10 protein-coding genes and 1 pseudogene are annotated in these 12,974 nt (G+C 64.7%); 7 read left to right on the top strand and 4 right to left on the bottom strand.

From position 1 onward, the window contains the following. Positions 1–47: 47 nt before the first annotated feature. Entirely contained in the window at positions 48–842 is a 795-nt protein-coding gene (locus HT579_02760) for a zinc-dependent peptidase (GenBank protein QKS27965.1), read from the bottom strand. Then, on the bottom strand, positions 839–1,744 hold the full coding sequence (locus HT579_02755; GenBank protein ID QKS27964.1) for a DMT family transporter: 906 nt from the start codon (positions 1,742–1,744) through the stop codon (positions 839–841). The genes HT579_02760 and HT579_02755 overlap by 4 nt, the downstream gene beginning before the upstream one ends. Positions 1,745–1,810: 66 nt before the next feature. Here HT579_02755 and HT579_02750 point away from each other — a divergent pair. Further along, positions 1,811–3,418 (top strand): annotated as a pseudogene (locus tag HT579_02750) (bifunctional (p)ppGpp synthetase/guanosine-3',5'-bis(diphosphate) 3'-pyrophosphohydrolase). A gap of 29 nt (positions 3,419–3,447) precedes the next feature. On the opposite strand, the gene HT579_02745 reads toward HT579_02750, so the two are convergent. Continuing rightward, on the bottom strand, positions 3,448–4,644 hold the full coding sequence (locus tag HT579_02745; protein QKS31461.1) for an IS4 family transposase: 1,197 nt from the start codon (positions 4,642–4,644) through the stop codon (positions 3,448–3,450). Positions 4,645–4,862: 218 nt separating this feature from the next. Here HT579_02745 and HT579_02740 point away from each other — a divergent pair, with 218 nt between their 5' ends. Further along, a complete protein-coding gene (locus HT579_02740; protein QKS31460.1) occupies positions 4,863–5,426 on the top strand; it encodes a bifunctional (p)ppGpp synthetase/guanosine-3',5'-bis(diphosphate) 3'-pyrophosphohydrolase in 564 nt (187 codons plus the stop codon). A gap of 39 nt (positions 5,427–5,465) precedes the next feature. Here HT579_02740 and ppk1 read toward each other — a convergent pair whose 3' ends face one another. Then, on the bottom strand, positions 5,466–7,586 hold the full coding sequence (gene ppk1, locus HT579_02735) for a polyphosphate kinase 1 (GenBank protein ID QKS27963.1): 2,121 nt from the start codon (positions 7,584–7,586) through the stop codon (positions 5,466–5,468). 234 nt (positions 7,587–7,820) lie between these two features. On the opposite strand from ppk1, the gene HT579_02730 reads away from it, so the two are divergent. The 5 genes from HT579_02730 (at position 7,821) to HT579_02710 (ending at position 12,947) form a co-directional block, all read left to right on the top strand. After that, positions 7,821–9,353, top strand: coding sequence for a Ppx/GppA family phosphatase (locus HT579_02730; GenBank protein ID QKS27962.1), 1,533 nt, complete (start codon positions 7,821–7,823; stop codon positions 9,351–9,353). 129 nt (positions 9,354–9,482) lie between these two features. Beyond that, positions 9,483–10,595: an ABC transporter permease gene (locus HT579_02725; protein QKS27961.1), complete on the top strand. Its 1,113-nt coding sequence runs from the start codon at positions 9,483–9,485 to the stop codon at positions 10,593–10,595. Next, complete coding sequence (locus HT579_02720; protein ID QKS27960.1) at positions 10,523–11,392, top strand: ATP-binding cassette domain-containing protein; 870 nt, start codon at positions 10,523–10,525, stop codon at positions 11,390–11,392. Before HT579_02725 ends, HT579_02720 begins: the two co-directional genes overlap by 73 nt. Before the next feature lie 2 nt (positions 11,393–11,394). After that, positions 11,395–12,333, top strand: a complete 939-nt coding sequence (locus HT579_02715) for an MCE family protein (protein QKS27959.1) — start codon at positions 11,395–11,397, stop codon at positions 12,331–12,333. Next, a complete protein-coding gene (locus HT579_02710) occupies positions 12,330–12,947 on the top strand; it encodes a membrane integrity-associated transporter subunit PqiC (GenBank protein QKS27958.1) in 618 nt (205 codons plus the stop codon). Before HT579_02715 ends, HT579_02710 begins: the two co-directional genes overlap by 4 nt. Positions 12,948–12,974: the final 27 nt, after the last annotated feature.

The raw sequence follows: 12,974 nt of genomic DNA, 5'->3' as shown, positions 1-12,974 counted from the left end.
GCCTCGCCGCCAGCGGCCCGCAACGCGCCGAACCCAGGACGCGTTGTTCAGTCGGCGGCGGCGCTGGCTGAAGGCCCGATCCTCGAAGCCGGGTCCTGCCGGTAGAAGCGCGCCAGGTTGGCGTAGAGATCCGGAAACTCCGCACGCAGCCGCAGCGGCATCTCGAAGAACGCTTCGCTCATGACGGCAAAGAACTCGCCGGGGTTCTCGGCGGCGTAGGGGTCGAAGGCGGTTTCCTCACCACCGCCGTCGGCTCTGTCTACGGCGGCACAGAAGGCATCGTAGCTGGCAAGAAGAACCTGCTGCCATTCGGCGGCCGGCATGCCCGGCGGTAGTGGCGGCATGCCATCGGCTTCGCCGTTGCGCATGTCGAGCTTGTGCGCGAACTCGTGGATGACGACGTTGTAACCGTCACCCGCCATCTGCGCGTCGCGCCAGGAAATCAGCAGCGGACCGCCATCCCAGGCCTCGCCCGATGCCAGCTCCCGGTATTCGTGTACGACGCCGAACTCGTCCTCGATGCAGCGCGGGATGATGAACTGGTCGGCATAGATGATGATGCCGACCCAATCGCGATAGTGGCCGAGGCCGAGGTTGAGGATCGGCAAGCAGCCCTGGACGGCGATCGAGACGCAGATGGCGTCGTTCAGTTCGAGGCCGGCGACGGCGGTGAACTCCTTCTCGGTGAGGAACTCCTCGGCCAGCCGCCGCAGTCGCAGTCGCTCGTCGCTGTCGAGACAGGAGATGAAAGGCAGTTGCGAGCTGACGTCGAGCCACAGCGCCTCGGGGATGCGGGCAGGCTCGCGGCGGTTCCTCAGCCAGCCGAGCAGCTTGCCGATCATCTCGCTCGCGTCGCGCCGCTTGCGGCAGTGGTCATGTAGATGCCGGCGAAGATCAGCGCGATACCCAGGTAATGATGGGGTTGCGGAATCTCGGCGAGGAAGATGGCCGAGAGGATGGTGGCGAAGACCGGCATCAGGTGCAGAAAGAGGCTGGCCTTGCTGGCGCCGACCTCGCCGACGGCGCGATTGTAGAAGACGTAGCCGAGGAAACCGGGAAAGATGCCCGTGTAGGCGATTCCCGCCAGCGCGCCTGGCGAGACGCTGATCGTCCGCCCCTGCGAAAGCTCCCAGGCGTAGGCCGGCGCCAGCGCCAGCAGGCCAACGAACGTGAACGCGGCGAGCAACAGCATCGGGTCGACAGCAGCCGGTCGCCATTGCAGTCCGACGGTGTATAGCGCCCAGGTGAAGACTGCGACCAGCATCCACAGGTCGCCGACGTTGAAGCTCAGTTGTCCGAGGCTGGCGGGATCGCCACGACTGATGATGATGCTGACGCCGCTGAAGGAGATGAGCACGCCGAGCCAGTCGATAGTCCGCAGATGCTTGCCGAGGAAGGCCCAGGAGAGGGTGATGGTGGCGATCGGAATGAAGGAATTGAGCAGCGCGGCGTTGGTGGCCGGGGTGTATTGCAGTCCGATGTAGGCCAGCGTGTTGTAGCCGCCCACGCCCAGCAGGCCGAGCACGCTCACCGCTTTCCAACTCGCGCGCAACCGCGGCCATTGCGCCCGCAGCGGCGGCAGCGCCAGCGGCAGAACGAGCAGGAAGGCGATTGCCCAGCGCCAGAAGGCGAGCGACAGCGGCGGCACCTGCTCGCGCAGCGCGCGGCCGATGACCATGTTGCCGGACCAGAAGAGAACGGTCAGGACGAGCAGCAGGTAGGGGTTGTGCAGGCGATCGAGCATCGCTGGCGGGGAAGGGCAAAGAGCGCATTATGCATCAATGGCCGACAGCGCCCTTATAATGGACCCATGGTGTCCGTCGTTCACTCGCTCGCCGCGCACGGCGATCCCGCCCAGTCGCTGCAGGCGCTCGCCGACGGCCTCCCGGCGGTCGCCGCTGAGCGCCTCGGGCGGGCAGTCGAGAGCGCCCGCGCGCTCTATGCCGAGCGGCTGCTCGGCAGCGGTGAGGAGGTCTGGGGACACGCGTTGGGAACCGCACTGATCGTCGCCGGACTCAAGCTCGACGCCGATTCGCGGCTGGCGGCGCTGCTCTTTGCCGTGCCGGCGCTGCAGGAACGCGGCTTGGCACGGATCGAGGCGGACTTCGGCGGCGGCGTGGCACACCTGGTCGAGGGCATTTCGCGTCTCAACCGCATGCGACCAATCACGCGCAGTTTCGGCGCCCATTCGGCGGCGAGTGGCGAGAGCAAGCCACAGGAGATGAAGGCGCAGGTCGAGATCCTGCGCAAGATGCTCCTGGCGACGGTCGAGGACATTCGCGTCGTCCTCCTGCGCCTCGCTTCGCGGACGCAGACCTTGCGTCACTACGCCACGGAGCCGGACGGGTTGCGCTTGCCGGTGGCACGCGAAACACTCGATCTGTACGCACCACTGGCCAATCGCCTCGGCGTTTGGGAGCTGAAGTGGGAACTCGAAGACCTTTCGTTCCGCTTCCTGCACCCGGAAATCTACAAGGATATCGCGCGTCACCTCGACGAGAAGCGCGGCGAGCGCGAGCAGTTCATCGCCGCCGCGATCGTTCGCCTGAAAGACGAACTGCAGGCCGCCGGTGTCGGCAGCGCCGAGGTCTACGGTCGCCCGAAGCACATCTACAGCATCTGGAACAAGATGCGCAAGAAGGGGGTCGGCTTTTCCGAAGTCTACGACGTGCGCGCGCTGCGCGTCATCGTCGACGAGGTGCGTGACTGCTACACGGCGCTCGGCATCGTGCACCACATCTGGTCGCCGATCGCCAAGGAGTTCGACGACTACATCGCGCATCCGAAGGGCAACGACTATCGCTCGCTGCATACCGCGGTGCACTGCACCGATGGCCGCGCCCTCGAGGTGCAGATACGTACCCGCGACATGCACCGGCATGCCGAACTCGGCGTCGCCGCTCACTGGCGCTACAAGGAGGGCAGCAGGGCGACGCCCGAGGACCGCTACGACGAGAAGATCGCCTGGTTGCGCCAGTTGCTGACCTGGCGCGACGAGGTATCCGACTCATCGGACTGGGTCAGGCATTACAAGCAGGCGGCCTTCGACGAGACGGTGTATGTCCTGACGCCGCAGGGGCGCGTCGTCGACCTGCCGCGGGGTGCGACGCCGGTCGATTTCGCCTATCGCGTACATACCGACCTCGGGCATCGCTGCCGCGGCGCCAAGGTCAACGGCGCACTGGTGCCGTTGAATAGCCAACTGGCGACGGGGCAGCGCGTCGAGATCGTTCTTGCCAAGCATGGCGGACCGTCGCGCGACTGGCTCAATCCGGCGCTCGGCTATCTGTTCACCCATCGCTCGCGGGCCAAGGTCAGGCAGTGGTTCGCCGGCCTGGCACTCGAGGATACTCTGGCCGAGGGGCGGGCTCTGGTGCAGCGCGAACTGCAGCGGCTTGGACAACCGGGGCTGAACCTCAATCCTCGAAAGTTAGCCTATTGTCATTGTTACTTGTAAGCGTGGGAGAGGTGCGGTTTCGGCTGCGGTTTTCGAGGTTGGGAGCGATTGGGGACGAACTTCTGGAGGTTCAACGCGATCTCCTGGAGGATGGGCTTGAGGCGGCGAGTGGTGGCGGTTGCAGCCAGGAGCCAACGGCCGATCTGTCGTTTGATCTTGTCGAGTTCCAAGGTGCGGTTGATCTTGTAGGACGAACCGGGATCGAGGAGGGCATCGGTGGCGACATAGGCGGCCAGTGCATTGAGGTTGTCGAAGACCGCCTTGGCGCCGAAATCCTGGCGCGCCGCATGCCAAGACAAGCCGGAAGTATGCTCCAGTTGCAGCCGGTGCTTGATCCGTTTGAACGCCTCTTCGATTCGCCAACGGCCGTGGTACAGCTCGGCAAACGCGGCGGCCGGAAAGGTCACGGGATCGAGGAGCGATGTCATCACCACATGCACCCGTCCGTTCGGTGTCGCTACCCGCACCAAGCGAACCGTGGTCGGCGTGGCCGGGCATTCATAGTCCTTGGCATCACGGGCATTGGGCGCGCGCAAGACGACGACCTGCTCGCTTCGACCGGACTGCAGGAACTCGCGTACCACCTTGAATCCTCGCGACAAATCGCAGCGGATGCAGAAGGGGATGTGACGTGCCGTCAGCGCCGACACCAGCCAACGACAGGGAAAGCCGCGGTCCATCACGAGCACATCGTCGGAGCGCAGACAATCGATCGCCTCGAAGAACATCTGACGCTCATCGGACAAAGGCTCATGCAGGCGGAAGTTCAGAAACAGCTCGATGCCCGGCAGGTAGAGGCCGAAAGCCACGCCCGTGACGATCGACCGGACGTTGTCCTTCATCATCGTCAGGCGAACCGCGCTGCCATCCGCCGCGACCACCCGTAAACCTCTCCAGCGCGGGAGCGGCAAGTGTTCCTCCACCAGTTCCATGAGGTGCTGATTGACCTCGCCGAACACCAGCGCGTTGATCTTGTAACGTGCCTGGTAGAAGGCTTGAGCGGTGACCTCGCGAACCGAGTCGGCGCGATTGCGCAGGTTGGCGAAGAACTGATCGAGTTCCGACTGGACGGCGGCGTGAACGCTGGAGAGCAGAAAACTGAGGACCGTTGGCAGGGTGAGGGTTCGGCAGCGGGTGAAGTGTTTGGCGTCGAGGCGAGCCACTTGCAGTAACTCTTGTGAAAACAGATACTTGGAGAGTCTGCCAAGTATATTGGCATATTCAGGCCGTCATGCGATTCTCCTTTATAAACAATTGGTTACAGAGCTATTTTGCCGCAGGACTACGGCCGACACAAGGCTTCGCGCGAAATATGCGGATATGCTAACTTGTGAGGATTGGGCTGAACCTGGACGACCTCGCCGTCCGGCTCGGCCTGGCGCGCAGCGAGGACCTCTTCATCGCCATGGCGCGCGCGACGCTGAACCTGCGGCAGTTGCAGGCGGCGGTGCGTGCCAGCGAGGAGCAGGCCGAGGAACGCGTCGTCGACGAGTTGACGGTTCGCCGGCAGCGCGACAGCGACGTCGCGGAGAAGGGCATCCTGATCGTCGGCGTCGGCCGCCTGCTGACACAGCTCGCGGGCTGCTGCAAGCCGGCGCCACCCGACCCGATCGTCGGTTTCGTCACGCGTGGTCGCGGCGTTTCGGTACATCGCGCCGATTGCAGCAACTTCGTGCACCTGCGGGCGACGCACCCGGAGCGGGTGATCGAAACGACATGGGGCGGCAGCAGCGACGGCGTCTTCGCCGTGGACATCGTCATCGATGCCCATGACCGGCAGGGTCTGCTGCGCGATGTTTCGGACGTGCTTGCGCGCGAGAGGATCAATGTCATCGCGGTCAACACGCAGTCGCGCCAGGGCAACGCACACATGAGCTTTACCGCCGAGGTCGCCAGTGTGCCGCAACTCGAACGGACGCTCGCCCTGCTGCACGCCGTGCAGGGCGTCGTCGGCGCGCGCCGCGCCTGAGTGGCGCCGGCGCACGTGCAGCGACGGCGCCGGCCCCTACTAGGCCTTGAGCAGTTCGATCAGTTCGGCCTGCGACGCATGCGGGCTGGTGCGTGAGCTGCGCTTCTGGTGGTAGCTGCCATCCGGCCCGAGTTCCCAGGCCAGAGTGTTGTCGCCGAGATAGATCTGCAGTCCTTCGCTCATCACCCGCCGTTTCAGCTTGCGATCGAGGACGGGAAACGCCAGTTCGATGCGCCGAAAGAAGTTGCGTTCCATCCAGTCCGCGCTCGACAGATAGACCTTCTCCTCGCCGCCGGCGTAAAAGTAGAAGACGCGATGATGTTCGAGCTGGCGACCAATGATCGAGCGGACGCTGATGTTCTCCGACAGACCCTTTACTCCCGCCCGCAGCCCGCAGACACCGCGGACGATCAGGTCGATCTTGACGCCCGCCTGCGACGCCTCATAGAGGGTGGCGATCGTTTCCGGTTCGAGCAGCGAGTTCATCTTGGCGATGATCCGTGAACGCTTGCCGGCACGCGCCGCTTCCGCCTCGGCACGGATTCCCGCGATGACGTTGGGTTGCAAGGTGAAGGGCGCCTGCCACAGGTGTGTCAGCGTCTGTGCGCGGCCGAGGCCGGTGAGCTGCTTGAAGACCTCGTTGGTGTCGGAGCCGATTTCCTCGTTGCAGGTGAGCAGGCCGAAGTCGGAGTACAAGCGGGCGGTCTTCGGATGGTAATTGCCCGTTCCGAGGTGCACATAGCGGCGCAGGATGCTGCCGCCGCCGTTGCTTTCCTCACGACGGACGACCATCAGCATCTTGGCATGGACCTTGTAACCGAAGACGCCATAGACGACATGGGCGCCGACTTCTTCGAGCTTGGTCGCCCAGCCTATGTTCGCCTCCTCGTCGAAACGCGCCATCAGTTCAACGACGACGGTGACCTCCTTGCCGTTCTGCGCTGCCCGCAGCAATGACTGCATCAGGACCGAATCGGTACCCGTGCGGTATACCGTCATTTTGATCGCCACCACCTGCGGGTCGACCGCCGACTGTTCGAGCAGTTCGATCACCGGATTGAAGCTCTGGTAGGGGTGGTGCAGCAAGATGTCACCGCTGCGGATGCCGTCGAAGACGCTCTGGCTCTTCTGCAGGGCCTTCGGCAGGCCCGGGGTGAAGGGCTGGAACTTGAGATCGTGGCGCAGCACCCAGTCCGGAACCTGCATCAGGCGAACCAGGTTGACCGGACCGGCGACGCGATAGAGGTCGGTCTCGGTCAGATTGAACTGGCCGAGCAGGAACTGGGTCATCGCCTCCGAGCAACTGTTCGCTACTTCCAGGCGAACGGCGTCGCCGAAATGACGCTGTGGCAGTTCACCCTGGATCTTGGCGCGCAGGTTCTTGACCTCTTCCTCGTCGACGAAGAGATCGCTGTTGCGCGTGACACGGAACTGGTAACAGCCAAGCACCTTCATGCCGGCGAACAGTTCATGCACGAACTCGTGCAGGATCGACGACAGGAAGACGAACGAATACTCGCTTTCGCCGAGTTCGCGCGGCAGGCGGATGACTCGTGGCAGGACGCGCGGCGCCTGCACGATCGCCGCGCCGGAGCTGCGCCCGAAGGCATCGCGCCCTTCGAGCTCGACGGCGAAATTCAGACTCTTGTTGAGCACGCGCGGAAAGGGGTGCGATGGGTCGAGACCGATCGGCGTGATGACCGGCATTACCTCGCGGAAGAAGAAGTCCCTGATCCATTCACGCTGTTCGGCGTTCCAGTCTGCGCGCTTGAGGAAGCGGATGCCTTCGGCGGCAAGTTGCGGCAAGATTTCGTCGTTCAACAGGCCATACTGCTCCTTGACGATGGCATGAACCTCGTCGCTCACCAGCTGGTAGACTTCGCGCGCCGTCTTGCCGTCGGTGGTGATCGCCACCGAGTTCAGCTTGAGTTGTTCCTTGATGCCCGCCTCACGGATCTCGAAGAACTCGTCAAGGTTGCTGCTGACGATGCAGAGAAACCGCAGCCGCTCTAGCAAGGGTGTGCGCGGGTTCTTCGCCTGCCACAGGACCCGCCGATTGAACGCCAGCAAGCTCATCTCGCGATTCTGGAAGTACTCCGGGGGGAAGCCGGTGGGTGCCTGAAGGGGAGGAGTTTCGCTGGTCGTGGCAACTATGTTCATCGATTCGTTCCGTCAAGAAAGTGGCTCGGACAAGGGTTCATTTGCAGGCGGACATATTACAGCCATAGGCAGCGTGTGGGTCTGCATGGCTGCCATTTTCTTCCCTGGCCGCGATCCGTCGGCGAGCCGTCGCCTCTGCAAGCCGATTGCCAGGGGCGACAGCGGTGGCGCCGGGGGATGCTAGAATGCCCGGTCCAGGCAGATCGCCCTGCACGCAGGCGAACAAGAAAGGCCATGAGTTACGAACTGATTGCCGGGGTGGACCTCGGCTCCAACAGCTTCCGCGTCCAGGTCGGGCGGATCGTAGGCGACCAGATTCACCCGCTGGATACCCTGCGCGAGACGGTCCGGCTGGGTTCCGGTCTCACCCGCGAGAAGTTGCTCGATCATGCGTCGCAGCAGCGCGCGATCACGGCGCTGCGCCGTTTTGGCGAGCGCCTGCGCGGCTTTGCGCCGGACGCCGTGCGGGCGGTGACGACCGATGCCATGCGCGTCGCGCGGAATGCGCCGCTGGTGCTGTTGCAGGCTGAGGCAGCGCTTGGCTTTCCAATCGAGATCATTGGCGGTCGTGAGGAAGCACGGCTGATCTTCATCGGTGCCGCGAATGCGCTACCGGCAGCCAGCCATCGCCGGCTGGTGGTCGATATCGGTGGCGGTTCGACCGAGTTCATCATTGGCGAGGGCACCGTGCCGGTGTTGATGGAATCGTTGTTCATGGGCGGCATCAGCTATCGGCAACGCTTCTTTCCCGACGGCAAGGTGGACAAGAAGCGTCTCTACGCGGCCGAGGTGTCGGCGGCGCGCGAGGTCGAGGCCATCGTCGTCGACTACCAGCGTTGTGGCTGGGGCGAGGCGGTCGGCTCCTCAGGGTCGGCGCAGGAAATCGCGACCTTGCTCGAGATGAACGATCTCAACCCGCAGGGGGTCAGCGGCATCAGCCGGGAGGGACTGGCCAGACTGCGCCAGTTGCTGATTCGCGCCGGTTCGGCGGAAGCGCTGGACCTGAAGGGCATGCGTGCGGATCGCTGCCTGATCCTGCCCGGCGCCATCGCCATCATGTCAGCGGTGTTCGCCGAGCTTGGACTCGAGCGCATGACCTATTCCGACGGTGCGCTGCCGCTGGGTGTGCTCTACGATCTGCTCGGGCGCTTTGCTCATCACGATACGCGTGACGCGACGGTCATCCAGTTCATGCAGCGCTATCAGGTGGACGAGACCCAGGTCAGGCGGGTCGAGCGCACGGCCCTGCTCCTCCTTGGCCAGATGATCAAGCTCGACGCCGTCGCGCACGAGAACGACGTCCACTTCCTGCGCTGGGCCGTTTCGCTGCACGAGATCGGTGTCTCGGTGGCGCACAGCGCGTTCCACAAGCATGGCGCGTACATCCTCGGACACGCCGACATGTCGGGGTTCTCGAAACGTGATCAGGCACGGCTTGCCCTGTTGGTTCTCGGCCAGCGCGGCAAGCTGCAGAAGCTCGCGGCAATGCCGGCTGGCGATCCCAACTGGCGCCTCCTCTTCTGTCTGCGGCTGGCGGCGCTGTTGCACCGTGCGCGTGACGATCAGCCATTGCCCGAGATGTCGGTCAGGGAAGCGGCCGACGGCTTCGAACTCGATCTGCCGGCGCGCTGGCAGACGGGCAATCCGATCACCGCCACGGCGCTGGCGGATGAAGCACTCTTCTGGCGTCGCATCGGCATCACGCTGAAGATCGGCACGGTGCCTCGCGACAGGGTGCTGCAGTTGGAACTGTTGCAGAAATCATAGCAGGTGCGCGGGCGAAACTGGCTGCCCGCAGCAGACCTGGGAATCCCTCTCCCGAGCAAGGAGCGAGCGAGTGAACAGCACGTCGGCTCAGGCCGGCAGCACAGCCGTGGCCGGCGACTGATTCCTGCAATGGCTGCGGCAACGATAGATGTTGTCGAGAATGCGGGCGTCCGGAGGCTGGTGCTCGCCGGTGACTGGCGCCTGGCGACGATGCCGCAGCCGATCGCGGACTTTGAGTTGCAGCTGCAACGACTGGCGGCCGGCAGCCCCGCTTGGGAATTGCACTCGATCGCGCGTCTCGACAGCGCCGGAGCAACCGTGCTCTGGCGAGCCTGGGGCAGACAGTGGCCAGCCGCGCTGGCGCTGTCCGCAGAGCACAGGGCCCTGCTCGAACGGGTGGCGGCGACCTCCCGCGAGCCAGAGGTTGTGGCAGCGCGTGATCCACTGGCGTGGCTCGCAGCGCTCGGTCAGCTTTCGCTGGCGGCCCTGCGCCACTTGGCCGAGATCGTCTCCCTCATCGGGCAACTGGTCCTCGATCTGGGCTATCTCTGCCGGCATCCGCGAGAGATGCCCTGGCGGGAGTTCTCGGCCAACCTCTACAAGAGCGGCGCAATGGCCCTGCCGGTGATTGCACTGATCGGCTTCCTGATCGGCATCGTCCTTTCGTATCTGTCAGCACTGCAGTTGAAGACTTTCGGCGCCGACGTCTTCATCGTCAATCTGCTGGGCATCAGCATCGTTCGCGAACTCGGTCCGATGCTGGTCGCAGTGCTCGTCGCCGGACGCTCCGGTTCGGCGATGACCGCCCAGATCGGCGTCATGCGCGTCACGGAGGAGATCGATGCCCTGGCGACGATGGGGGTTTCGCGCAGTCAGCGCCTGCTGCTGCCGAAGGTTCTGGCGCTGGCCGTCGCGATGCCGCTGCTGGTGATCTGGTGTTCGGCCGCCGGCATCGTCGGCGGCATGATCGCCGCCAAGCTGCAGATGGGCCTCTCCTACGGTTTCTTCGTCGACACGCTGCCCCGCGTCGTGCCGGTGGCGAACGTCTGGATCGGCCTCTGCAAGGGGCTGGTATTCGGTGTGCTGATCGCGCTGATCGCCTGCCATTTTGGACTCCGGGTAAAGCCCAACACCGAGAGCCTGTCGGCGCTGACGACCAGTTCGGTGGTATGCTCGATCACCGTGGCGATACTCGTCGACGCCGTCTTCGCAGTCGCGACGCGCGGTCTGGGACTGCCGTAGTGAGCGCACCCCCCGCAGCCGGCCAGGCCCTGCCACCGGTGATCGAGATTCGCGGGCTGTACACGCAGTTCGGTGACCTCGTCGTTCACCGCGATATCGATCTCGACATCGAAGCGGGGCAAATGCTTGGCTTGGTCGGTGGCTCGGGCAGTGGCAAGACGACCCTGTTGCGCGAGATTGTCGGGCTGTTGGCACCAAGCAGAGGAACCGTGCGCCTGTTCGGCCAGTCGGTGCTCGATGCCGAGCCGCAGCGGCGGCGCGCACTGCGCCGGCGCTTCGGCATGCTCTTCCAGCAGGGAGCGCTGTTCTCGGCGCTGTCGGTCTTCGACAACATTGCTTTTCCCCTGCGGGAGTTGCACACTCTCGACGAAGGAATGGTGGCTGATCTGGTCTTTCTCAAGCTTGCCATGGTCGAACTGGAAGCGCGGCATGCGCGGCTGATGCCCGCCGAGTTGTCGGGTGGCATGGTCAAGCGCGTGGCGCTGGCGCGCGCCTTGTCGCTCGAACCCGAACTGCTGGTTCTCGACGAACCGACGGCCGGCCTCGATCCTGATCGCAGCGAGAGTTTCGTCAAGCTGTTGCGGATGTTGCAGAGGGAACTGGGTTTCACGGTGGTGATGGTGACGCACGACCCCGAGACGCTGGCCGGGCTGGCAACCCGCCTGGCGGTTCTCGCCGATCAGCGGATTGTCGCCTGTGGCACGGCAGCGGAGGTGGCGGCGGTCGAGCATCCCTTCGTGCGCAACTTCTTCGGTTCCGGTCGTGCGGCGGCGGCGATCCGGCAGCGGCAGGGCTGAACATGGAGAACCGAGCACATGCGCTGGTGGCGGGGCTGTTCACCCTGTTGCTTGGTCTGGCAGTGGTGCTGGCTGTCTGGTGGTTCGGCGGCAAGCACGAAGCGACGACGGACTATACGGTGGTCAGCCGGCACAATGTCACCGGCCTCAACCTGCAGGGGCAGGTGCGTTATCGAGGCATCCGGGTGGGCAAGGTGGAAGCGATCGAGCTCGACCCTGCAGAGGTACGCAACATCCTGATCCGGATCAGTGTCGACCGCAACGTTCCGGTCACCCGCAGCACCACCGCGCGCCTTGGTTATCAGGGGGTCACGGGTATCGCCCACATCCTGCTCGAGGACAACGGGAAAGACCAGACGCCGCTCGTCAGCGACGACGGCGGTCTGCCGCGCATCACGATGCAGTCCTCGCTGATCGAGGAACTGTCGGACGTCGGCGGCGCGACGCTGCGGCAGGCGCGGGACTTCCTCGAGCGGGCGAACCTCGTCCTCGACGACGACAACCGGCGGCACCTGGCGGGGATTCTCGGCAATCTCGAGGCGACGACGGGCACTGCCAACGAGGTGGCGCTGCAGTTGCGCAGGTTGCTGGCGGACGAGAACCTGCGCCTGCTGCACAGCACGCTGACGCGCGCCGATCAGGCCGCCGCCGAGGCGGCGCCACTGCTGCTCGAGTCGCGTCGCCTGGTCGGCAGCCTGCAGCCGGTTAGCGAACGACTGGGGCGGCTGATCGGCGAACCTTCGACCGGCGGGATCGCTGCCCTGGTGGCGCGCCTGGACGAGGTCAGCAGCGACCTGTCGGCGAACTCGCGGCAGCTCAACCGGGTGTTGCAGATGCTCGAGGAGTCGCCCCAGAGCATCGTCTTCGGCCCACCGCAGCATGCGCCCGGCCCCGGCGAGGCCGGTTTTGTCGCGCCGACGATGGCCGGGGAGAGTCGATGAACAGCTTTGCGAGCCTTCTTGCCGCGAGCCTGCTGGTGGCCTGCGGCGGCCTGCGCAGTACGCAGCCGACGGATTCCTACGATTTCGGACCACCGCCGGCACGGCTGGCCGACGGAAGCCGCTGGTCCGGAATTGCACTCGAGATCAGGATGCCGTACTGGTTCGATGCGCTGACGATCGAGTATCGCCTGCTCTACGACAACCCGCTCAAGTTGCGCAGCTACGCCGCGAGTCGTTGGGCCGCCGCGCCGGGCCAACTGCTCGCGCAGCGGCTACGGCAGCAGCTCGGCCTCAGCGGTGCCCGCGACCGGAACGCAGAGACCTGTCTGCTGCGCATCGAGCTGCAGGAGTTGTCGCAGCTCTTCGCCACACCGCAGCAGAGCAGCGCGCTGCTGCAGGGGCAGGCGACACTGCTCGACACCAGGCGGCGGACCATCGCCGGCAAAGCGCTCGCAATCGAACAACCGGCGGCCAGTGCCGACGCTCGCGGTGGCGTCAACGCGATGGCAGCAGCGAGCGCGGAACTCGGCAAGGAACTGCTGGCCTGGTTGAATGATGTCGAGAAACGTGGCAGGCTGAACGACTGCCGTGCCACGGCTGGGCAACATCAATAACACTCATTGTCAGAGAGGAGAAGCTGG

It is taken from the genome of Candidatus Accumulibacter similis, assembly GCA_013347225.1.
Lineage (GTDB): Bacteria > Pseudomonadota > Gammaproteobacteria > Burkholderiales > Rhodocyclaceae > Accumulibacter > Accumulibacter similis.
The sequence above is the reverse complement of the archived record's forward strand: the minus strand, read 5'-3'. Positions and strand labels throughout refer to the sequence as shown.

What these genes read in the sequence shown, in the direction of transcription:
- HT579_02760 (QKS27965.1), bottom strand. Translation starts at nt 842, where the DNA reads ATGATCGGCAAGCTGCTCGGCTGGCTGAGGAACCGCCGCGAGCCTGCC.
- HT579_02755 (QKS27964.1), bottom strand. Translation starts at nt 1,744, where the DNA reads ATGCTCGATCGCCTGCACAACCCCTACCTGCTGCTCGTCCTGACCGTT.
- HT579_02740 (QKS31460.1), top strand. Translation starts at nt 4,863, where the DNA reads ATGGCGCGCGCGACGCTGAACCTGCGGCAGTTGCAGGCGGCGGTGCGT.
- ppk1 (QKS27963.1), bottom strand. Translation starts at nt 7,586, where the DNA reads ATGAACATAGTTGCCACGACCAGCGAAACTCCTCCCCTTCAGGCACCC.
- HT579_02730 (QKS27962.1), top strand. Translation starts at nt 7,821, where the DNA reads ATGAGTTACGAACTGATTGCCGGGGTGGACCTCGGCTCCAACAGCTTC.
- HT579_02725 (QKS27961.1), top strand. Translation starts at nt 9,483, where the DNA reads ATGGCTGCGGCAACGATAGATGTTGTCGAGAATGCGGGCGTCCGGAGG.
- HT579_02720 (QKS27960.1), top strand. Translation starts at nt 10,523, where the DNA reads ATGCTCGATCACCGTGGCGATACTCGTCGACGCCGTCTTCGCAGTCGC.
- HT579_02715 (QKS27959.1), top strand. Translation starts at nt 11,395, where the DNA reads ATGGAGAACCGAGCACATGCGCTGGTGGCGGGGCTGTTCACCCTGTTG.
- HT579_02710 (QKS27958.1), top strand. Translation starts at nt 12,330, where the DNA reads ATGAACAGCTTTGCGAGCCTTCTTGCCGCGAGCCTGCTGGTGGCCTGC.